This is a genomic window from Nocardiopsis sp. iso_40 (assembly GCF_056173285.1).
In genome coordinates this window covers 3,184,628-3,204,293 of sequence record NZ_CM149666.1, presented here as the reverse complement: position 1 = coordinate 3,204,293, position 19,666 = coordinate 3,184,628, and the positions used below count along the sequence as shown (strand labels likewise).

Annotated in this window: 18 protein-coding genes; 8 read left to right on the top strand and 10 right to left on the bottom strand. The window is 72.1% G+C overall.

The window, feature by feature from the left end; all coding sequences use genetic code 11:
* Positions 1-160: 160 nt before the first annotated feature.
* Both AC0VYD_RS14085 and AC0VYD_RS14080 read right to left on the bottom strand, forming a co-directional pair.
* Complete coding sequence (locus AC0VYD_RS14085; protein WP_475475985.1) at positions 161-1,474, bottom strand: DUF2716 domain-containing protein; 1,314 nt, start codon at positions 1,472-1,474, stop codon at positions 161-163.
* Positions 1,475-1,672: 198 nt separating this feature from the next.
* A complete protein-coding gene (locus tag AC0VYD_RS14080; protein ID WP_475475984.1) occupies positions 1,673-2,434 on the bottom strand; it encodes a MerR family transcriptional regulator in 762 nt (253 codons plus the stop codon).
* A gap of 202 nt (positions 2,435-2,636) precedes the next feature.
* Here AC0VYD_RS14080 and AC0VYD_RS14075 point away from each other — a divergent pair, with 202 nt between their 5' ends.
* Positions 2,637-3,446, top strand: coding sequence for a thioesterase family protein (locus AC0VYD_RS14075; protein WP_475475983.1), 810 nt, complete (start codon positions 2,637-2,639; stop codon positions 3,444-3,446).
* Positions 3,447-3,642: 196 nt separating this feature from the next.
* Here the strand turns inward: AC0VYD_RS14075 and AC0VYD_RS14070 are convergent, their stop codons facing one another.
* A complete protein-coding gene (locus AC0VYD_RS14070) occupies positions 3,643-5,079 on the bottom strand; it encodes a hypothetical protein (RefSeq protein WP_475475982.1) in 1,437 nt (478 codons plus the stop codon).
* A 315-nt stretch (positions 5,080-5,394) separates the two neighbouring features.
* Positions 5,395-5,823 carry a DNA-binding protein gene (locus AC0VYD_RS14065; RefSeq protein ID WP_475475981.1) on the bottom strand — a complete coding sequence of 143 codons (429 nt, stop codon included), beginning with the start codon at positions 5,821-5,823 and terminating at the stop codon, positions 5,395-5,397.
* A 78-nt stretch (positions 5,824-5,901) separates the two neighbouring features.
* On the opposite strand from AC0VYD_RS14065, the gene AC0VYD_RS14060 reads away from it, so the two are divergent.
* The gene (locus AC0VYD_RS14060) at positions 5,902-7,446 is read left to right on the top strand and encodes a S1 RNA-binding domain-containing protein (RefSeq protein ID WP_475475980.1); all 1,545 of its coding nucleotides are present in this window, start codon (positions 5,902-5,904) and stop codon (positions 7,444-7,446) included.
* A 14-nt stretch (positions 7,447-7,460) separates the two neighbouring features.
* Here AC0VYD_RS14060 and AC0VYD_RS14055 read toward each other — a convergent pair whose 3' ends face one another.
* The 3 genes from AC0VYD_RS14055 to AC0VYD_RS14045 are packed head-to-tail and all read right to left on the bottom strand — an operon-like array spanning position 7,461 to position 10,032.
* Positions 7,461-8,345 (bottom strand): metal ABC transporter permease, encoded by an 885-nt coding sequence (locus AC0VYD_RS14055; RefSeq protein WP_475475979.1) that lies wholly within the window; start codon positions 8,343-8,345, stop codon positions 7,461-7,463.
* On the bottom strand, positions 8,333-9,079 hold the full coding sequence (locus AC0VYD_RS14050; protein WP_475475978.1) for a metal ABC transporter ATP-binding protein: 747 nt from the start codon (positions 9,077-9,079) through the stop codon (positions 8,333-8,335). The genes AC0VYD_RS14055 and AC0VYD_RS14050 overlap by 13 nt, the downstream gene beginning before the upstream one ends.
* A 14-nt stretch (positions 9,080-9,093) precedes the next feature.
* On the bottom strand, positions 9,094-10,032 hold the full coding sequence (locus AC0VYD_RS14045) for a metal ABC transporter substrate-binding protein (RefSeq protein ID WP_475475977.1): 939 nt from the start codon (positions 10,030-10,032) through the stop codon (positions 9,094-9,096).
* Positions 10,033-10,489: 457 nt separating this feature from the next.
* Here AC0VYD_RS14045 and AC0VYD_RS14040 point away from each other — a divergent pair, with 457 nt between their 5' ends.
* Positions 10,490-11,458, top strand: coding sequence for an exonuclease domain-containing protein (locus tag AC0VYD_RS14040; protein WP_475475976.1), 969 nt, complete (start codon positions 10,490-10,492; stop codon positions 11,456-11,458).
* A 16-nt stretch (positions 11,459-11,474) separates the two neighbouring features.
* Here the strand turns inward: AC0VYD_RS14040 and AC0VYD_RS14035 are convergent, their stop codons facing one another.
* The gene (locus AC0VYD_RS14035; protein ID WP_475475975.1) at positions 11,475-12,122 is read right to left on the bottom strand and encodes a TetR/AcrR family transcriptional regulator; all 648 of its coding nucleotides are present in this window, start codon (positions 12,120-12,122) and stop codon (positions 11,475-11,477) included.
* 77 nt (positions 12,123-12,199) lie between these two features.
* On the opposite strand from AC0VYD_RS14035, the gene AC0VYD_RS14030 reads away from it, so the two are divergent.
* The 5 genes from AC0VYD_RS14030 (at position 12,200) to AC0VYD_RS14010 (ending at position 17,551) form a co-directional block, all read left to right on the top strand.
* The gene (locus tag AC0VYD_RS14030) at positions 12,200-13,111 is read left to right on the top strand and encodes a saccharopine dehydrogenase (protein WP_475475974.1); all 912 of its coding nucleotides are present in this window, start codon (positions 12,200-12,202) and stop codon (positions 13,109-13,111) included.
* 144 nt (positions 13,112-13,255) lie between these two features.
* On the top strand, positions 13,256-14,410 hold the full coding sequence (locus tag AC0VYD_RS14025; protein WP_473039561.1) for a Gfo/Idh/MocA family protein: 1,155 nt from the start codon (positions 13,256-13,258) through the stop codon (positions 14,408-14,410).
* Positions 14,407-15,567 carry a dihydrodipicolinate synthase family protein gene (locus AC0VYD_RS14020; RefSeq protein WP_475475973.1) on the top strand — a complete coding sequence of 387 codons (1,161 nt, stop codon included), beginning with the start codon at positions 14,407-14,409 and terminating at the stop codon, positions 15,565-15,567. Before AC0VYD_RS14025 ends, AC0VYD_RS14020 begins: the two co-directional genes overlap by 4 nt.
* Positions 15,564-16,478 (top strand): sugar phosphate isomerase/epimerase family protein, encoded by a 915-nt coding sequence (locus AC0VYD_RS14015; protein WP_475475972.1) that lies wholly within the window; start codon positions 15,564-15,566, stop codon positions 16,476-16,478. The genes AC0VYD_RS14020 and AC0VYD_RS14015 overlap by 4 nt, the downstream gene beginning before the upstream one ends.
* Positions 16,475-17,551, top strand: a complete 1,077-nt coding sequence (locus AC0VYD_RS14010) for a mandelate racemase/muconate lactonizing enzyme family protein (protein WP_475475971.1) — start codon at positions 16,475-16,477, stop codon at positions 17,549-17,551. The genes AC0VYD_RS14015 and AC0VYD_RS14010 overlap by 4 nt, the downstream gene beginning before the upstream one ends.
* 78 nt (positions 17,552-17,629) lie before the next feature.
* On the opposite strand, the gene AC0VYD_RS14005 is transcribed toward AC0VYD_RS14010, so the two are convergent.
* Positions 17,630-18,661 (bottom strand): LacI family DNA-binding transcriptional regulator, encoded by a 1,032-nt coding sequence (locus AC0VYD_RS14005; protein WP_191269753.1) that lies wholly within the window; start codon positions 18,659-18,661, stop codon positions 17,630-17,632.
* Between the two features lie 77 nt (positions 18,662-18,738).
* The gene (locus AC0VYD_RS14000) at positions 18,739-19,632 is read right to left on the bottom strand and encodes an NAD-dependent epimerase/dehydratase family protein (protein ID WP_475475970.1); all 894 of its coding nucleotides are present in this window, start codon (positions 19,630-19,632) and stop codon (positions 18,739-18,741) included.
* Between the last annotated feature and the right edge of the window lie 34 nt (positions 19,633-19,666).

The following is a 19,666-nucleotide window of genomic DNA, read 5'->3' as shown; positions in this document are numbered from 1 at the left end:
GGCCCGTGAACCGCACCAACGCGCACGGTGCGGTTCACGGGTGAGGGTGTCGGGCACGGGCGGACGGTCACAGGCCCCTCCGGCCGGAGCGAGCACAGCAACAACCCACCCCGTTTCGGGGCCGTGACCCGTCTCCGAATGCGCTGCTCTGTCCGGTTGTTCACCCGGTGGCGCGCCCGTCCCTGCGGATCGGGGCGCCGAGCAGCCGGTGGAGGTCCTCCTCCACCTCGGCCAGCAGCTCCGCGCCAAACACGCACAGGGTCCCCCGGCCGTACGGGCCGCTCTCCCAGGGATGGCCGAACGTGCCCAGGCGCAGGTCCCCGGTGAGGTTGATGTAGTAGTCGCCGTCGGGGAAGGCGAACGCGGGGTGGGGCGGCTGCTCGGGTCCGCCGACCCGGCGCGGGTCGTAGCGGCGTCCGATGTGCTGCCAGTCCAGGGAGTACAGGGACTCCCCCGCCGGGATGGCGGCGGTGAGTCCGCGCCGCACCGTCCGGTCCAGTTCGGCCACGTGCTCGGGGCGCTCGTCGGTTTCGTGGAGCGGCCAGGTCACCGAGGGGGTGGGGTCGACGATGCCGGGGAAGACCGTGGTGCTGGGGGTGAAGAAGAACCGTTCGGTGAACCGGTCCCACAGGTCGTCGTGTTCGCGGTCGTCGAAGAGTTCGGTGACCGGCCGGGCCACGGCGGGGATCCCGAGCGGTTGCCAGGTGTGGGTGCGCACGGTGGTGATCTCGTGGAAACCCGAGTCCAGGAGCATGCCGTACAGCTCCGGTTGGGCTCCGGGGTCGACCTCGGCGGCCATGAGGCGGGGCTGGGCCTGTCCCCAGCCCCACCACAGGCCCCGGCCGGGCCCCGCGTTGCGGGCCCACTCCCCCAGGAACTCCGGGCGGGGGGCGGTCATCCCCTCCAGGACGAGGAACGGGGTCTCCTTACGGAGGGCGGCCCAGCTGGCTGCTCGTACCCGTGTCCCGCGCACCAGGGCGAGGGTTCGGTGCTCGAAGGAGATCCCGTCGGCCTCGTGCTCGGCCAGGGGGCGCCGGTGCGGTCCGGAGGTCGCGGCCAGCTCCCGCACGGCCTGGGCGGACATCCGGTCGTTCCCCCGTAGCTGTTCGTCCTGTGCGGGCGGCACGAAGGGCAGGGCGGAGAGCTCGGCGACCAGGACGCAGCGTTCGGGGCCGGGGGTGAAACCGGCCGCGTTCAGGGCGCCTTCCAGGGCGGGCGGGTCGTGTGCGTGCACCGGCCAGTGCGCGGGTTCGGTGCGCGCCTCGAACCGGTCCCGCTGGCGGGCGACCAGGGCGGGCAGGTCCGTGCCCGGCGGCAGTGGGCCGTGGTCGACGCTGCCGTGGGTGCCGTAGTGGGAGCGGACCAGGCGGGCGCCGCTCAGGTGCGGGTCCGGCAGGTGTACTGCCCCGGCCCTGGGCGGTGTGGGGAGGTGACCGCGCAGGTGGGTGTCGTAGGCATGGCGGAGGTCGTGCATGGTGGCAGCCAGAGAGAGGGTCGGGCCCGGGCGAAGGGAGGGGCGAGGGGCGAAGCGGTGGGGGCGGCGCCCATTCTGTCAGGGCCGGGGGCCCGGATGCCCGTCCCCGCGGCGGAGCGCTGGGCCGGAAGCCGGGGCGGTGGTGTCCGATTGTCCTGGCCGGTCCGTAACCTCGCGCCGGGCGCGGGCTCGGCCGGGTCAGCTCCGGCGGCGGGTTGCGTTGGCCGCGAAGGCGTCGCGCAGGTAGGGGCTGAGCCCTGCGCCGTAGGCGTCGACGGTGGCGGTGAAGCGCGCGTCGTCCACGTACAGGCGGCCCAGTCCCCGGTGGATCTCGGTGGTGCACTGGTAGTAGTGGCGGCTGATGTGCGCCCGGTGCTGTTCGGCCAGGTCGGTGGTGGTGTCGCTGTCTGCGGGGAGACCGTCGTTCATGGCCTGGGCCAGGGCGCGGTAGATTCCGTCGGCTTCGGCGTTGATGCGCTGCCAGTCCTGTGTGGTGTAGGAGCTGGTGCGGCGCCGGGACTGGGCGAACGCTCCGTCGGGGTGGTCGCCCCAGCGCTGGCGGGCCTCCTCGGCGTGTGCGTTGACGTCGAAGGCTCCGAAGACCTCGAACTGTTCCTCGGGGGTCAGGTTGGTGCCCATGTGTTGTGCCTCCATCATTTTCTGCAGGGTGTGCGCCACTTCGCGCAGGTGGTCGATGCGTTCGGTCACCAGTCGGTGTTGGCGGACCAGGTGGCCCCGCGGGTCGGGGTCGTCGAGGAGCCGACCGATGCGGTCCAGGGGGAAGCCCAGTTCGCGGTAGGTGAGGATTTGGTGCAGCCGGTCCAGGTCCGTCTCGGAGTAGAGGCGGTAGCCGGCGGGTGTGCGCTCGGCCGGGACGAGGAGTCCGATCCGGTCGTAGTGGTGCAGGGTGCGTACGGTCTGTCCGGTGATCCTGGCGACCTCGCCGACGGTGTGGCCCACGGTCCGCCTTCCGCTCTTGCCGGTGGTTTCGGCTCCGTCTTCGGTGCCGTGGTGACGAAGCTAGGGCCCGACGTCGCGTCAGGGTCAAGCGGCGCGCGGATGCCGCTCGTGGCCGCGGGCGCCGGTGTGGGGGTGCCCACACAACCGAATGGAGTTCGGTTTTGGTGTGGCCAGTGGTTCTACTCGTCGGTAACATAACCGCATGAGCCTTGACCACCCCGCCGAGGGCTACGAGTTCGACCAGGACACCCGGGTCGAGAAACGAGCCGACGGCGAGTTCACAGCCACCCTCACCGACGGCTGGACCACGTTCACCTCGCACCCCAACGGCGGTTACGTCCTGGGGACGGCACTCAACGCACTGGGACAGACCCTCGCCCAGCCCGACCCCCTGGTGGTGTCCGCCTTCTACCTGCGCCCCGCCGCCCCCGGCGAGGCCGCACTGCGCACCGAGACCATCCGGGAGGGGCGCCGCACAGCTACCGGTGCCGTCGTCCTGGAGCAGGGCGGCAAGGAGATCGTGCGCGCCACCGCCACCTACGGCGACCTCAGCGCCGAGGGCCGCGAACTGCACCTGCAGGGCCCGCCGGAGCTGCCCGCCCCCGATGAGTGCGAGGTCCCCGCCGAGTTCGCGGGCAAACCGGAGGGCGTGACCATCGCGCACCGGGTCGAGTACCGCTATCCCCAGCGCCCCCAGTGGCTGGACGGCCGCAAGGACGGCGACCCCCGGGTCGACTTCTGGATGCGTTTCGCCGACGGGCGCGACGCCGACGTGCACTCCCTGCCCGCCATGGTCGACTTCGCCGTCCCGGCCGTGCTGGAGATCGGTGAGTTCAGCACCATCACGGTGGAGCTGACCACCCACATCCGCGCCAGGCCCGCACCCGGGTGGCTGGCCTGCCGGGTCTGGACCAAGCACGTCTCCCACAGCCTCCACGAGGAGGACATGGAGATCTGGGACAGCGAGGGAAAGCTCGTCGCCCAGGCCCGCCAGTTGGCCATGCTCATCTGATCCTCCCCGAACCCTGCCGGGCCGCCGCTCCCCGCCGAGCCGCGGCCCGTTGTGGTTTTCCGCTTTGTCCCGGGCGCTCCACGCGAAGCCGCCTGCTCACCCGCACGACGGAGGGCTCTGCTGGCCCGCGCGGAAGAGGAGTCCTGCCGCCGTCTGGCACACCCACCCGGGCGATCGGGGCAGTCTGGTGGGCGGATCAGCCGGCTGCGGTCCGCGCGGGTGCGGCTTCGGGGGTGCCGGTGCCCTCAGGTCGCCGGGGACGCTCGAACCGCTCGCGCAACTGGCCCAGGAGAGCCAGGGTCCGGGGTGAGAGTCCCGAGTCGCGGACGGATCGGACCGTGCTCTTCGCGGCCGGCCCGGCGGCGGGCGCGCGCTCACCACCGTTCAGGGACAGGAGCATCCGTGCCCGCAGCTCCGGGACCAGGGCGGATTCCGCCGAGCCCGGGGGAGGCTCCGAAGGCTCCGGCCCAGGCGCGCTCCGGGGCGCGTGCTGGGGCGGCGGGATGGCTCCCCGCCCGGGTTCGGGAATGATCTGGCCGGGCTCCGACCGGCACGGCTGACCGCAGATCGTGCAGTTGCCACCGGGGAGGTTGCGCGTGTTCTCGTGCACGGGGCAGGTGCCGGTGGCCTTCCCCTGGGAATCCAGCACGAACCGCTCCGACCGGGCGAACGGGTCCTGCTCCGGCACCGGCCACGACGGCGCGGGCAGGCCCGGCCCGTGGACGCCGCGGCCCAGCGAGCCGTCCAGGAACGCACGCGCGGAGCGCATGTGGCGCAGACGCCGCATCAGCGCCGGGAACGGTCGGCGCAGCCGTTCCATCCCCGAGAACAGGGCCCGTACGTCGGGTTCGCCCAGCCCCTGGCGCAGGAGTTTCTCCACGGCCAGTGCCAACATGTCCCGGTCTGTCTCCGGAGAGGCCAGGAATGAGTTGGGTATGCGATTGATAAGGCCGAAAATTCCGATCCGTGGCCTTTGTCGGGTTTGGTCTCCTGTGCTTGAGGTGCCACGGACGGAACTGTCCACCTCGGCATCAGAGCCGTCCCCAGGGGAACAGTCTGTGGGTCGATCTGAGCTGGGGGCGGGGTCAACCTGAGCTGGGGTCCGGCGGCGCTTCAGAGGAGGCCGGTTGTGCACGGTGAGGGGTTCCTCCCCCAGTTGCGCGCGGCAGGCGTTGATCTCCTCCAGCACCACATCCGGGTAGTCCTCAGCCGGGACCAGAAGCTCCAGCACGCACGGCAGCCGGTAGACGCAGCGCCCGCGCTCGATGTCCCGGGCGAAGAACTCCAGGGACTCTGAGCGGGTGAGCTTGCGGACCACGCCCGCTTCGACCAGATCGTCGATGGCGCGCTTGAGGCTGCTGACGCTGAGGGTCCCGCCGGAGCGCTGGGCCAGGTTCTCCAACAGGAAGTAACACCAGCGCCCGTCGGCGTCGACCACGTCGGCGATGGCCAACAGGGCCGACAGTGAACGCAGCGTGGGAAGCGCGCCCCTGCGGAAGACCTGCTGAACCCAGATGGCCAGGATGAACCCGATGCCCTGGAACGCGCGCCGGGGTCGCTTGCGGGGCGGACGGAAACCAGGTGGATTCGCGGTTTCGGCTGCGCGAGAGGGGGCTGGGGCGCTAGACTCCATGACGAGTCACCTTCATGGGTATACGAGGGAGTGGCTCAGTCGACAAACCTGTTCATGCAGGCGTCGGCCACAACCCGGCCAGGTGTTGTCAGCACCGGGTCGGGTTTTTCTTGTCGCGATCCAAACTAGCGACCCGAACAAGAGTTCGCCGGGATTTCTCTCAAATTCCCCTGCGGGAAAAACCCACAGGACCAAGAAGTCGCACTTGTCTGTTTCTGTGGAAAAGCGGCACCCCTGCCCGCGCTTCGGCCACGACGGTTCGTCGACCTCCCGGGTGCCGGGTCGCCGCTCCCAGTCGATCCGCGCCTGCTCGCCTTATCCCTCCTCGTCCTCGGTTCGCCTGGACAGGCGTTCGTGGCGTTGGCGGGCGGCCTGGGCGGTACCCAGTCCCAGGCCGAAGGCCAGTTCCTGCCAAGTCATGCCGCGACCCCTGGCCATGGTGAGCAGGCCGGCCTCCATCTGGTCGAACTCGGCGCGCGCCCACGGCACCAGTGTCAGCGCGGCGGTCAGGTCGCCCTGGTCGACGGAAGGGCTGTCCTTGCCGGGGACGGCGCTGCCCGCGGCAAGGTCGCTGATACGGCGGATCGCCTCGTGCGGGGACATCGGCATCCGGTGTTCCTCCCACCGGGCGCGGTCCTCGCCGGTGGCATGGCGTTCGGTGATGCGGAAGAGGGCCTCGTGGGCGCGGCGGCGCCGGGCCTGTTCGGGGTCGGGCTGGGTGAAGGGGTCCTGCGGCTCGGTCATGCCTCCACTGTGTGTCGTCAACTATTCGTTGTCAACATAGTGATTTAAACAAGTTGTTCAAATGGGATGGGGTGCGCCATGCTGGAAACAGCCCCGAAGGAGGTCCCCCTGCTCCCCCACGTCCACCAGATCACCAAGTACGACCCCGCAGACCGGGACGGGCGAGGGCACTACGCCGGCCCCGAGGACACCGCCAGCGACCACGGCCCGGTCGAGGCCGCCTACCTGGAGGCCGTCCGCGCGCTCGCCGAGGCCAGCGGCGTCGACCACCTGGAGATCCGCGAACCCGGACTGACCGGCCCCGTCCATTTCGGCCTCGAACCCGCCGTCGAGGGGAGCGGCTTGGACGCAATCCTCGACCCCGCAGCCTTCCACGACGGCGCCCGGGTCTGCCTGGAGACCGCCCTGGAACTGGTCCGCGCCATGCTGCGCGACCACGGCCTGTGGTGTCGCCTGGAGGCCGGGGACCGCTTCGCCGTGCACGTGGGCTGGGACCAGTACCTCTACGTCAGTACCGCCCGGCCCTGCCCCGGCGCGCTCGCCAGGGTCCGTGGACTCGGGCTCTTCCCGGAACGGCTGGAGGCCTCCCCCTACGACGCCCGCCTGGACGAGGAACCCGGCGGCGCCCGGCCCGCGGACGAGGTCTTCTGGCGGCGGCTGGGCCTGTACGTCTCCTCGCGCTGGGCCGGGCTGCTGGAGGAGCAGTACGCCACGGGGGCCTCTCGCTGGCACCGCCTGGCGCCCGCCGCCCCCGAGGGATTCGGCCCCGGCGCGGCCGAGACCCGCCGGACCCTGGACCGGGTGCGCGCGGTGCTGGCCCCCCGGGCCCGGCTGCTGGTCTGGCCCGAGCTGTCCCCCGACGTCGGAGCGGTCCTGTCCGGACTCCCCGGGGAAGAGCTGATCAGCCTGGTCTGGGAGGACCGCGAGGGCCTGGTCCACGAACTCATCGTGGACGGGGAGGACCACCACCGCCTTCCCGCGCTGCTCGACGGCGCCCGCGCCGCCACGGCCCGCTCCGCCTACGCGGAGGAGGACCCGCCCCTGTTCACCGGTGTCATCCCCGACGCCGACGGGGTGCTGCGCGCCCGCTGGCGCACCGATCCCTGCCCGGGCGACGTCCACTGGGAGTTCCTGCGCACCCTGCGCCGGGGCCAGGTGGTCACCGGCACCGTGGTCAGGATCGCCCCCTTCCACGTGACCTTCGTGGACATCAGCGGCTTCACCGCGATGGTCAACGTTCCCGAGCTGTCCTGGCGGCCCTTCGACCTGCCCGCCGACGTCGTCCGTGAGGGGCAGCGCGTGCGCGCCGAGATTCTCGACGTCGACCTGGTCCGGGAGCGTGTGTCGCTCTCCCTCAAGGCCCTGGAGCCGGACCCGATGCGCGCCCTGGTCCGCCGGATCGGCCGGGTCGTCGCCGGCACCGTCACCAAGGTCGTCCCCTTCGGGGTGTTCGTGCGGGTGGAGGACCGCCCGGACGGCTTCGAGGGGCTGGTCCACCGCGACCTGCTCCCCGGTTTCCCCGAGTCCGGTCCGGTGGCGGGCGACCCGTTGACTGTGCGGCTCCTGGCGGTGGACACCGTCCGGCGTCGGATCGGCCTGGAACCGGTGGAGCCGGAGGGCTGACCGGGCCCGAACCCTCAGCGCCCGGCGCGCGCCGCCCGCCTGGCCCGGGCGGTGCGGCCCTTCCACAGCACGCCCTGCCTGGGCGAGAACAGGTAGGCCAGGGCGAACGCGACCGCCTGGGCCAGCACGATGCAGCCGCCGGTGGACACGTTCAGGTGGAAGCTGGTGAACACCCCGGCCACGGCCGCGACGAAGGCCACCGCGGCGGAGATGACCAGCATGCGCTCGAAGCGGTCGGTGAGCAGGTAGGCGGTGGCGCCGGGGGTGATCACCATGGCCACGACCAGGATGATGCCCACGGCCTGCAGCGCCACCACGACCGTCACCGACAGCAGCCCCAGCAGCAGGGTCTCCAGCAGGCGCGGGTTGACGCCGATGGCGTGGGCGTGGACCGGGTCGAAGGCGTACATGGTCAGGTCGCGGTGTTTGTACCAGATCACGGCCAGCACCACGGCGGCCAGCAGCAGCACCTGGAGGATGTCGCCGTCGGACACCCCCAGGACGTTGCCGAACAGGATGTGGCCCAGGTCGGTCTGGCTGGGGACCCGCGAGATCATCACCAGACCCAGGGCGAACATGGCGGTGAAGACCACCCCGATCACCGCGTCCTCCTTGACCCGGGAGGTGCGGTTGACCACCCCGATCAGCGCCACCGAGCCGCCCCCGAAGACCAGGGCGCCCAGCGCGAAGGGCATCCCGAACATGTAGGAGAGCACCACTCCCGGCAGGACCGCGTGCGAGACCGCGTCGCCCATCAGCGACCAGCCCACCAGGGTCATCCAGCACGAGAGCACCGCGCACACCACGCCCGCGACCACGCTCACCAGCAGTGCGCGTTGGACGAACTCGAACTGCATCGGCACCGTGAACCATTCCACGAGCGCGGTCAGCGGATCCACTGGCGTCCCTCCTCACTGGGGTGGATACCGAACGCCTCCAGGAGTACGTCCGGTTCCAGTACCTCCTCGGGGGTGCCCTGCGCGATCACCCGGCGCTGCAACAGCACCGCCTCGTCGCACAGCACGGGCACCTGGGCCAGGTCGTGGGTGGACACCAGCAGGGTGTGTCCGGCCCGGCGCAGTTGCAGGAGCAGGTCGGTGATGGTGGCCTCCGAGCGTTTGTCCACGCCGGCGAAGGGCTCGTCCAGGAGCAGCACGTCGGCGCCCTGGGCGATGGCGCGCGCCACGAAGGCGCGTTTGCGCTGGCCGCCGGAGAGCGCGCCGATCTGTCGGTCGGCCAGTGGGGTGAGGTCGGTGCGGGCCAGGGCGTGGTCGACGGCCTCGCGGTCGGCGGGGCGGGGTCTGCGCCTGCGCCCCATGTGCCCGTAGCGGCCCATCATGACCACGTCGCGCACCCGTACGGGGAAGGCCCAGTCCACCTGCTCGGACTGGGGCACGTAGCCGACCAGTCCGCTGCGGCGGGCGGCGGTGTTGTCGGTGCCCAGGAGGCGGACCCGGCCGCGGTCGAGGGGGACGAGGCCGAGCACGGTCTTGAACAGGGTGGACTTGCCCGAGCCGTTCATGCCCAGGAGCCCGCACACCCGGCCGGGTCGCACGGACAGGTGCACGTCTTCCAGGGCGAGGACGTCGCCGTAGCGGACGGTGGCTCCGGTGACCTCGATGGCCGCTGTCACGTCGGTTTCCTCCCTCACACGCCGGTCAGTCCGGCGACGATGGCCTCCGCGTCGTGGCGGAGCAGGTCGAGGTAGGTGGGTACGGGGCCGCCGGGTTCGGAGAGGGAGTCGACGTAGAGGGTCTGGCCCATGACGGCGTCGGTCTCGCGGATCACCGACTGCTGGGCGCTGTCGTTGACGGTGCTCTCGCAGAACACGGCGGGTACGTCGTTGTCGCGGACGAACTCGGCCACGGCGGCGATCTTTCGGGGTGTGCCCTCGCGTTCGGCGTTGACCGGCCACAGGTACTGCTCGGTCAGGCCGGCGTCGCGGGCCAGGTAGGAGAAGGCGCCCTCACAGGTGACCAGGGCGCGAGCGGGTTCGGGGACCTCGGCGAGCTCGTCCTCCAGGTAGGTGCCGACCTCGGTGATCTCCTCCTTGTAGGCCTCGGCGGCCTCGGTGAACTCCGCCTCGCCCCGGGGGTCGAGTTCGATGAGGGCGTCGCGGATGTTGTCGACGTAGACCAGGGCGTTGTCGGGGGACATCCAGGCGTGCGGGTTGGGTTCGCCCTCGTAGCCGCCCGAGGTCACGGGGATGGTGTCGATGCCCCGGCTCAGGACGGCGGTGGGGGCGTCCACGCGTTCGGTGAACTGCTGGAACCAGGCCTCCAGGCCCAGGCCGTTCTCCAGGATGAGGTCGGCGCCCTGGCCGCGCACCAGGTCGTCGGGGGTGGGCTCGTAGCCGTGGATCTCGGCTCCGGGCCTGGTCAGCGAGGCCACGTCCACCCGGTCGGCGGCGACGTTCCGGGCCATGTCGGCGATGACGGTGAACGTGGTCAGGACGAGGGGGCGCTCGCCCTCCTGGCCGCTCTGCTCGGGGGAGGTGGAGCAGGCGCCCAGGGCGAGGGAGAGTGCGACCGCGGGGATCACCGTCGACACGGTCTTTGAAGAGAACCAATCTCTAAAGTTCGGCACGCCTAACTTTTTATCACAACCAGGCCAAACTGCGCATCGGGGGCTGGTCCCGAGGGGCTCCTCCGGCTGGGGCAGGCGTACTTCCGTGCCGCCGCCGAGCACCTGGTCCGCGACTTCCCGGCCGATCCCTGCGCCTGAGCATCGCGGACGTGCACGGGGGGACGAAGACTTCCGAGAATTCGCCCTCCTGGTCCCCGACGGCTGGCCCCGCCGCACCGAGGGCGCGAGCGTCTTCCACGACTCCCCCACCAGCAACGCCTGTCTGCAGCTCGACCGCACCCCGCACCCAACGACGACGAGTACGCGCACGTGCTGGAGCTCCTCCCAGAGCGTGTGGGCCCGGGACGAGCAGCGGCGCGACCACGAGGTCGACTCCTTGGTCCGTTCCGACCTCGGCGGTGTGAACGCCCCGGTACGCTCGACCCGTTCCGACGCAAGCACAAGGGAGGTAGCGGGGGTGTCCCACACCTGGACCGCGATCGACTTCGAGACCGCCAACCAGGACCGCGGCAGCGTCTGCGCCGTGGGTCTGGTCCGGGTGAGCGAGGGGCGGGTGGTGGACCGGTTCAGCACCCTCATCCGCCCGCCGGAGCCGGTGTCCTTCTTCTCCCGGCACAACACCGCCGTGCACGGGATCACCGCGGCCGACGTCACCGGGGCGCCCGGCTGGGAGACGGTGCGCGAGCAGGTGCTGGAGTTCGCGCAGGGCGGGGCGCTGGTGGCGCACAACGCCGCCTTCGACATGGGGGCGCTGCGCCAGGCGTGCGCCCACACGGGCCAGGCGCTGCCCGCCCTGGACTACGCCTGCACCCTGGCCCTGTCCCGGCGTACCTGGGACCTGCCCGACCACCGCCTGCCCACGGTGTGCGCGCACGTGGGCCACCAGATCACCCGGCACCACCGGGCCGACGCCGACGCCGAGGCGGCCGCGCACATCATGATCGCGGCGATGCTCCGTTACGGAACCAGCTCCCTGCCCGAGCTCTCCCGCGCCGCGGGTATGCGCCTGGGCCGTCTGGAAGCGGTCCGGGCCGCGGTCCGCCTCCCGGACGCCGCTCCCGCCGCGTCGGCGGCGCCCGTCGTGGAGGACCGTTACGGCCGCTGGCAGCGGGCCGCGCAGAGCCCTCTCCCCGAACCCTCGCCGGAGGCCGACCCGGCCGGTCCGCTCTACGGCCGCACGGTGTGCGTCTCCGGCGACCTGCGGGCGATGGACAAGCCCGAGGCGTGGAAGCGTGTCGCCGAGGCCGGAGGGGTACCGGCCAAGAACGTCACCAAGAAGACCGAGGTGCTGGTGGTGGGCGACAGCGACCACGGCGGCAAGACCTCCAAGCACAGGCAGGCCGAGGCCTACATGGCCAAGGGCCAGCGCATCGACATCATCACCGAGTCCGAACTGATGCGTCGCCTGGGCATGGCCTCCGCCTGATCCCCGGCCTCCCCGTTCAACTCCCCGAGTCCGGGGGGCCGATGAGCTGGTGGCTGACCGCGTCGGCGGCCCAGGCCGCCCAACGTTCGGTGCTCCAGCCGAGTTGGCCGGTGTAGAGGGTGTACAGCTCGGGACTGAGCAGGCCCAGCAGGGTGTCGGCGGCCTCCTGCGCGTCCAGGCCCCCGCGCAGGGCGCCCCGGTCGGCCAGGGCCCGGGCGAACACGGTGTGGACGGTGCGGCGCTGCTCGGTGTTGGTCCGCCACAGCTCGGCCAGTTCGGGCTGGGAGGGGGCCGCGCCGCGGAGCACCTCCACCAGGGCGGCGACGCGGACCATGACCCGGGCGGTCCCCTGCACCTGGAGCCGGACCAGTTCGTGCGGGTCCCCGGCGGCCAGCGCCGCGCGGACCCAGGGGCGCTCCAGGGTGGCCACGGGTTCGGCGTCCCCGGCCACGGCCTGGTCCAGGGCCTCCTTGAGCACCGCCGCCTTGGTGCCGAAGGCGTAGTAGACCGTCTGGGTCGCCACCCCCGCCTCCTCGGCGATGCTCGCCATGCTGGTGGCGGTGTAGCCGCCGGTGGTGAACAGCCGGGTCGCGGCACGGGCGACCCGGACGCGGGTGGCGGCCGAGCGGGCGGCGCGGCCGTCGGCGGGTTGTCGTGCGTCCATGGTCACCATCCTACGACTTGACTGTAGTGTCACTACAAATATCTTATTGTAGTCCTACTACAGAAAGTTGGGCGGAGATGCGAGTACTCGTCCTGGGCGGCTACGGGGCCGTGGGGGCGCCGGTCGTGGAGGCGCTGCGCGGAGCCGGACACACCTGTGTGGTCGCCGGGCGCGACCCCCGGCGCGCGGATCGGGCGGTGGATCTGGCCGAACCCGGCCTGGCGGGTTACCTGAGCGCCCTGCGGGGCGCGGACGCCGTGGTCAACGCCTCCGGGGCCGAGGACCCGGCCCTGGTCCGGTCCGCGACCGACCGGGGCGCGGCCTTCGTCGACGCCACCGCCACCGCCGGCTACGTCACCGAGGTCGAGCGGCTCCGGCCGCGCGCACCGGTCCTGCTCAGCGTCGGACTGGCCCCCGGGCTGACCAACCTGCTCGCCGCCGACCTGCCCGGAAAGGGCCCCGTCGACCTGGGGGTGGTCCTGGGGTCGGGGGAACGGCACGGTGCGGCGGCCACGGAATGGTCCCTGAACCTGCTCGGCCGGTCCTTCGCCGACCCGGCCACCGGGGAGAGCGTCCGCAACCTCACCCGGGGGCGGACCTTCGACCTGCCCGGTCGGCGGCGGCGCCTGTACCGGGCCGACTTCTCCGACCAGCACACGCTCACCCGCGACCTCGCGCGCCCGGTTCGCACCTACCTGGGCCTCGACTCCGCGGCGGCCACCACGGCCCTGGCCCTGCTCGCCCGCCTGCCCGGGGCCGGGGCGCTGCGGGGCGTCCCGCATCTGCCCGGCTCCCGGGAGTGGACCCTGGTGGCGGTCTCGGGAGGGCACCGGCGCTGGGCGCGCGGACAGGGACAGTCCCGGGGGACGGCGGCGGTGACCGCATGGGCCGCCTCGCTGGCACGGGATCTCTCCCCCGGGGTCCACCACCTGCACGAGGTGGCGACCCTGGCCGACCTGCCGCCAACGGAGGGGATCTCGCTGGGCTGAGGCGCCCTCCAGGCGTTCGGTCCCCCTGCGGAGCCGAGTCCTCCGCAGGGGGAATTCCCGTCCCCGGTCTCGACACCTCTGGCGGGGCGGGGTAGCTTTGCCCTAGTCTGGAAAGCGCTTTCATCTGAGAGGTGGTAACAAGCCATGAGTGATCACGTGCTGGGCGTCGCCATGAACGGCGTCACCGGCCGCATGGGGTACAGGCAGCATCTGACCAGGTCGGTGCTGGCCATCCGGGACTCCGGCGGTGTCGAACTACCCGACGGCTCCCGCGTCATACCCGAACCCGTGCTGGTGGGCCGGTCGGAGCGCAAACTGCGCGCCATCGCCGAAAGGCACGGCATCGAGCGCTGGACCACTGACCTGGACTCGGTCCTGTCCGACGACAACGTCCCGCTGTACTTCGACGCCCAGATCACGCACGCCAGGGAGGACGCCGTCCGCTCGGCGATCGCCGCGGGCAAGCACATCTACGTCGAGAAACCCACCGCCGGAACGCTGGACGCCGCGCTCGAGCTGGCCAAGCTCGCCGAGCAGGCCGGGGTGCGCAACGGCGTGGTCCAGGACAAGCTCTTCCTGCCGGGCCTGCTCAAGCTCCGCCGCCTCCTGGACAGCGGCTTCTTTGGAAAAGTCCTTTCCATCCGCGGTGAGTTCGGCTACTGGGTCTTCGAGGGGGACTGGCAGCCCGCCCAGCGCCCGAGCTGGAACTACCGGGCCGAGGACGGGGGCGGCATCGTCCTGGACATGTTCCCCCACTGGCACTACGTCCTGGAGCACCTCTTCGGACCGGTGCGCACGGTCACCGCCAAGACCGCCACCCACGTCCCCCGGCGCTGGGACGAGCAGAACGAGTCCTACGAGGCCACCGCGGACGACGCCGCCTACGGCATCTTCGAGGTGGGCGAGGGCATCATCGCCCAGATCAACTCCTCCTGGAGCGTGCGCGTCAACCGCGACGAACTGGTGGAGTTCCAGGTGGACGGCACCCACGGCAGCGCCGTGGCCGGGCTGCGCTCCTGCCGGATCCAGCACCGCACCACCACTCCCAAGGCGGTCTGGGACCCCGACGCCGTCGACCCCGTCCGCTACCGCGAGGACTGGACGGACGTCCCCGACAACGGGGAGTTCCCCAACGGGTTCCGCGCCCAGTGGGAGGACTACCTGCGGCACGTGGTCCTGGGCACCCCCTTCCACCACGACCTCCTCTCCGGTGCGCGCGGCATCCAGATGGCCGAGGCCGGGCTGCTCTCCGCCCGCACCGGCCGTACCGTCGAACTCGGTGAGGTCTCCACCACGTGAACGCACTGAACCTGCCCTCCGGCGAGGGCACCATCGTCCCCTACACCCTCAGCGGGGCCGCGGCCGACGCCTCGCCCCTCCCCCCGGCCCGCCTGCGCACCGCCTACGCGGCCGCGCACGTGGTCGCCGACCCCTGCGGCGCCAACGCCCCCGGAGCCCCGGCCGCCCTGGACTGGGAGGCCACCCTGGCCTTCCGCCACCACCTGTGGGACCAGGGGCTGGGCGTGGCCGAGGCCATGGACACCGCCCAGCGGGGCATGGGGCTGGACTGGCCCGCCACCGCCGAGCTGATCCGCCGCACCGGGGCCCAGGCCCGCGACCGCGGGGCCCTGCTGGCCTGCGGGGTCAACACCGACCACCTGGAGTCTTCGCGCGTCGATCTGGAAAGCGTTATCACCGCCTACGGTGAGCAGTTGGAGGTGGTTCAGGAAGCCGGGGCCACCCCCATCGTGATGGCCTCCCGGGTCCTGGCCGCGGTGGCCGAGAGCCCCGAGGACTACGCCCGCGTCTACTCCGCCGTCCTCAAGCGGGCCGAGCGGCCGGTGATCCTGCACTGGCTGGGCACCGCCTTCGACCCGGCTCTCGCGGGCTATTGGGGCTACGACTCCCCCGAGGAGGCGATCGAGCCGGTCGCCGAACTGATCGCCGCGCACGCCGACCACGTCGAGGGCATCAAGGTCTCCCTGCTCGAAACCGCGCTGGAGGTCCGCCTGCGGCGGCTCCTCCCGCCGGGGGTGCGCCTGTACACCGGGGACGACTTCCACTACCCCGAACTCGTGCTCGGGGACGAGCACGGCCACTCCCACGCCCTGCTCGGCGTGTTCGCCGCCATCGCCCCGGCCGCCGCCCGGGCGCTGGCCGCCCTGGACCGGGGTGACACCGACGGCTACCGGGCCCTGATGGAACCGACCGTGCCCCTGGCCCGCCACCTGTTCTCCGCGCCCACCTACTACTACAAGACCGGTATCGCCTTCCTGGCCTGGCTCAACGGGCACCAGAAGGGGTTCCACATGGTGGGCGGCCTGCACAGCGCCCGCGACCTCCCGCACCTGGCGCAGACCCTGCGCCTGGCCGACGCGGCGGGGGCGCTCAGCGACCCGGCCCTGGCCGAGGAGCGTATGCGCTCCCTGCTCCGGGTCTCGGGGGTGGACCAGTGACGACCACCCCCCGACACCGGCCCGTGGTTCCGGCCCCGGTGGACGTCCCCTCCGGTAGGCCCGTGCACACCGAGACCCCGGCTCCCGGCGACCCCCGCCTGGCCCGGCTCTCGCTCAACCAGGCCACCGTGAAGCGCTGGAGTCTCACCCAGGCCGTGGACGGGTGCCTGCGCGCCGGGCTGCCCGCCATCGGGCTGTGGCGTGAACACGTCCAGGAGACCGGCCTGGAACGCTCCGCCCGCCTGGTCCGCGACGCGGGACTGCGGGTGTCCTCCTACTGCCGCGCCGGTTTTCTGAGCGACCCCTCCCGCACCGACGCCCTGGAGGACAACCGGCGGGCCATCGACGAGGCCGCCGAACTGGGTGCGCCGGTGCTGGTCATGGTCGCGGGCGGGCTCCCCGAGGGCGACCGGGACCTGGTCGGGGCCAGGGAGCGGGTGGCGGAGGGGATCCACGCCCTGGCTCCGTACGCGGCCGAACGCGGCGTGCGGCTCGGGCTCGAACCCCTCCACCCGCTGTTCTGCGCCGACCGCGCGGTCCTGTCCACCCTGGGGCAGGCCCTGGACCTGGCAGAGCAGTTCTCCCCGGAGGTCGTGGGCGTGGTCGTGGACACCTACCACGTGTGGTGGGACCCGGCGGTCTTCGACCAGATCGCCCGGGCCGGCGCCTCGGGCCGCATCACCTCCTTCCAGGTCTGCGACTGGATCACGCCCCTGCCGGTGGACTCCCTGCTGGGCCGGGGCATGGTCGGCGACGGACACATCGACGCGCGCACACTGCACCGGGCGGTCCTGGCCGCCGGTTACGAGGGCGACGTGGAATGGGAGGTCTTCAACGAGGACGTGTGGTCCGCCGACGGTGACGAGGTCATCGCCACGATGGCCCGCCGCCACGCGGAGTGTGTGCTGTGAGGGTGAGCCGGGTGACGGCCCGCGCCCACCGGTTGCCGCTGCGCCGGGCCTGGGACGGCGGGGTCGACCGCAACGACGTCGTCGTGGTGCGGGTGCACACCGACGAGGGCCTGGTGGGAACCGGGTTCTCCTGGACACCGCTGATCGGGGCGCGGGCCGTGGAGGCGCTGGTCAACGACGACCTCGCCCCCGCCCTGCTGGGACGGCGCGCGCACCCGGCCCTGTGGGACGAGGCGCTGTGGCACCTGCGCGAGGCGGGCACGACGGGGTTGACCCTGATGGCCCTGGCCGGTGTCGACATCGCCCTGTGGGATCTGCACGCGCGCTCTGCGGGCGCGCCCCTGGTGGAGCTGTTGGGGCGGCGCCGGGAGAGCGTCGCCGTCTACGGCAGCGGTGTGAACCTGGACTACTCGCTTTCGGACCTGCTGGCACAGGTCCGGGGGTGGGTGGACCGGGGGCACCACGCGGTGAAGATCAAGGTGGGTTCGGCCTCGGCCGACCGCGACGTGGAACGGGTGGGCGCGGTACGCGACCTCCTGGGCCCGGAGCGGTTGCTGATGGTCGACGCCAACCAGCGGTGGGACGTCCCGGGAGCGGCCCGGGCGCTGGCGCGGCTGGAGCCCTTCGCGCCGCACTTCGTGGAGGAGCCGCTGCCCGCCCCGGACCTGGCGGCCCACGTCCGGCTCCGGGCTCGTACCGCGCTGCCGTTCGCGCTTGGTGAGAACCTGCGGTCGGTGGCGGAGTTCGAGCGGTTCGTGGACGCGGGTGTGTGTGACGTCGCCCAGCCCAACGTCGTACGGGTCGGGGGCATCACCCCGTTCCTGCGCATCGCCGAGTCGGTGGCCCGTCGGGGGGTGCCGGTCGCTCCCCACCTGCTGCCGGAGCTGTCGGGCCAGCTGGCCCTGTGCCTGCCCGAGGTGGCCATGGTCGAGGACATCGACCACGCCTCCTTCGCCGCGCTGGGGGCTTTGGCCGCCCCGAGCGGGGTGGAGTTGGCCGACGGCCGCCTGACCGCGCGGACCGGCCCCGGCCACGGGCTGGTGTTCGCGGAGGACCTCGCCCCGCTCCCCTAGCGCTCGGCGGCATTGGGCGAGGAACGGCGGCGGTCCCGACCGGGGACCGCCGCCGCGGGCGGGCGCACGCGAAGGCGCTCAGTTCCTGGGTGGTGCGGTGCTCTCCCTGGCCATGACCGTGCCCTCGACGCTGACCACCCTCGGTTCCCCGTGGTGGTCGGAGTCCAGGGCCAGTGCGGCGGCGCGTTCGCCCATCTCCTCCAGGGGCAGGCGCACCGTGGTCAGCGAGGGGGTGAGGTCACGCAGCGTGGGGATGTCGTCGAAACCGGCCACGGACAGGTCCTCGGGGACGGTCTTGCCCATGGCGCGCAGTGCGGCGATGGCTCCGGTGGCCATGACGTCGTTGACGGCGAACAGGCAGGTGGCGTCGGTTCCCAGGGCCATCAGGCGCCGGGTGGACTCGTAGCCGCCGTCACGGGTGAAGTCCCCGTGCACGACGTTGTGGTGGGCGAGTTCGAGTCCGGCGGCCGAGAGCGCGCAGTGGAAGCCGTCCAGGCGTTCGCGTGCGGTCCGCAGGTTGGGGGGACCGGCCAGGATCGCGAAGCGCCGGTGTCCCTGAGCGACCAGGTGCTGGGCCAGGGCCGCGGCTCCGGAGTGGTTGTTCGGGGTGACGGTGTCGGCGGGCAGGGTGGCCTGGGAGACCAGGGCGACCCTGCCGCCCTGGCGCCCGAAGGCCTCGATCTCCTTGGCCAGACGGGCGTCGCTCTCCTCGCTGGTGGTACGCGAACCGGCGATCACGATCGCCTTGGCCCGGTGGGAGCGCAGCGCGGAGATGATGCGCGTCTCCGCCTGCGTGGAGCGGTTGGTGGTGCCCAGCACCAGTACCAGCCCCAGCTCCTCGGCGTACCGGGTGACTCCGGCCGCGATCTGGGAGAAGTACGGGTCGGCGATGTCGTGCACCACCAGGCCCATCAGGGAGCTGCTGTTGCGCGCCAGGGTCTGGGCAGAGGCGTTGGCCAGGTATCCGAGCTCGTGGGCGCTGGCCTCCACCTTCTCCCGGAGCCGCTGGCTCACCTGCCGTGTGCTCCCGTTGATCACACGTGAGGCGGTCGCCAGGGATACCCCGGCGTGCTCGGCGACCTGTTCCAGAGTCACGTAACCGGGATCCACGACCCTGCCCCTCCTACCACCGTTGGGAAAACTCTTTCCCAGAGTAGCGGAGGGGCGGGGTCCTTCCCTCGTTGCCACTAGGCCTCTTCCGTCTGGTGCAGAAGGTCGCGCCAGGTGCGTTCGGGCCTCCACCCCAGATCGCGGCGGGCCCGCTCGGAGGAGAACACCGCCCGCCCGTCGGCCAGTGCCGGGGCGTGTTCGGCCGTGGTGGGGTGCAGTCGGGCCAGGTCGGCCTCGACCGGGCCCCGGGCGAGGGGGTCGGGGGCGATGGCGTTGTAGACGGTGCCGCCGGGGACGCGCTCGGGGTTCTCCACGATCAGCGCGAACAGTTCGGCGGCGTCGTGGGCGTCCACGTAGTTGAACAGGGAGCCGGCGGCCAGGGCGGGGTCCTCCAGGCGCTCGCTGAGGGTGTGGCCCTGCTGGGTGACCGCTCCCCGCCACTCCTCGGGGGAGACCACGTAGCCGGGCCGGACGGCGGACAGCACGCACTTGTCGGAGGTCCGGGCCAGGGCTCGGACGGTCTCCTCCACCATCACCTTGCTCAGACCGTAGGCGTGCCAGGGCGCGACGGGGTGTTCCTCGTCCAGGGGCAGGTACCGCGGTTTCCAGGAGGGGGTGTTGTACCCGTAGACGGTGGGGCTGGAGGCCGCGACGGCGCTGTGGGCGCCCGCCTCGACGGCGGCGGTGAGTACCTCCCAGGCCAGGGTGGCGTTCACCCGCAGGGTCTCGGCGTCGGGGCGGGCGAAGGGTACGGCGATACCCGCCAGGTGCACCACCGCCTCCGGGGCGGCGCGGGCGAACAGCTCCGCGCGGGCCCCGCTGTCCAGCAGGTCGCAGACGGCCGGGGTGATCCCCTCCGGCCACGGGTGTTCGGCGGTGTCCACCGAGGTCACCTCGTGTCCGCGTGAGGCGAGCACGGTCACGACGCTTCGCCCCAGTCGTCCGGAGCCTCCGGTGACGAGCACGCGCATGTGTGCGGTTCCTTTCCAGACCCCGGTGCGGGGT

Coding starts and splice junctions, on each gene's coding strand:
- AC0VYD_RS14025 (WP_473039561.1), top strand. CDS start 13,256: ATGAGTGATCACGTGCTGGGCGTCGCCATGAACGGCGTCACCGGCCGC.
- AC0VYD_RS14030 (WP_475475974.1), top strand. CDS start 12,200: ATGCGAGTACTCGTCCTGGGCGGCTACGGGGCCGTGGGGGCGCCGGTC.
- AC0VYD_RS14035 (WP_475475975.1), bottom strand. CDS start 12,122: ATGGACGCACGACAACCCGCCGACGGCCGCGCCGCCCGCTCGGCCGCC.
- AC0VYD_RS14070 (WP_475475982.1), bottom strand. CDS start 5,079: ATGGAGTCTAGCGCCCCAGCCCCCTCTCGCGCAGCCGAAACCGCGAAT.
- AC0VYD_RS14065 (WP_475475981.1), bottom strand. CDS start 5,823: ATGACCGAGCCGCAGGACCCCTTCACCCAGCCCGACCCCGAACAGGCC.
- AC0VYD_RS14000 (WP_475475970.1), bottom strand. CDS start 19,632: ATGCGCGTGCTCGTCACCGGAGGCTCCGGACGACTGGGGCGAAGCGTC.
- AC0VYD_RS14075 (WP_475475983.1), top strand. CDS start 2,637: ATGAGCCTTGACCACCCCGCCGAGGGCTACGAGTTCGACCAGGACACC.
- AC0VYD_RS14060 (WP_475475980.1), top strand. CDS start 5,902: ATGCTGGAAACAGCCCCGAAGGAGGTCCCCCTGCTCCCCCACGTCCAC.
- AC0VYD_RS14085 (WP_475475985.1), bottom strand. CDS start 1,474: ATGCACGACCTCCGCCATGCCTACGACACCCACCTGCGCGGTCACCTC.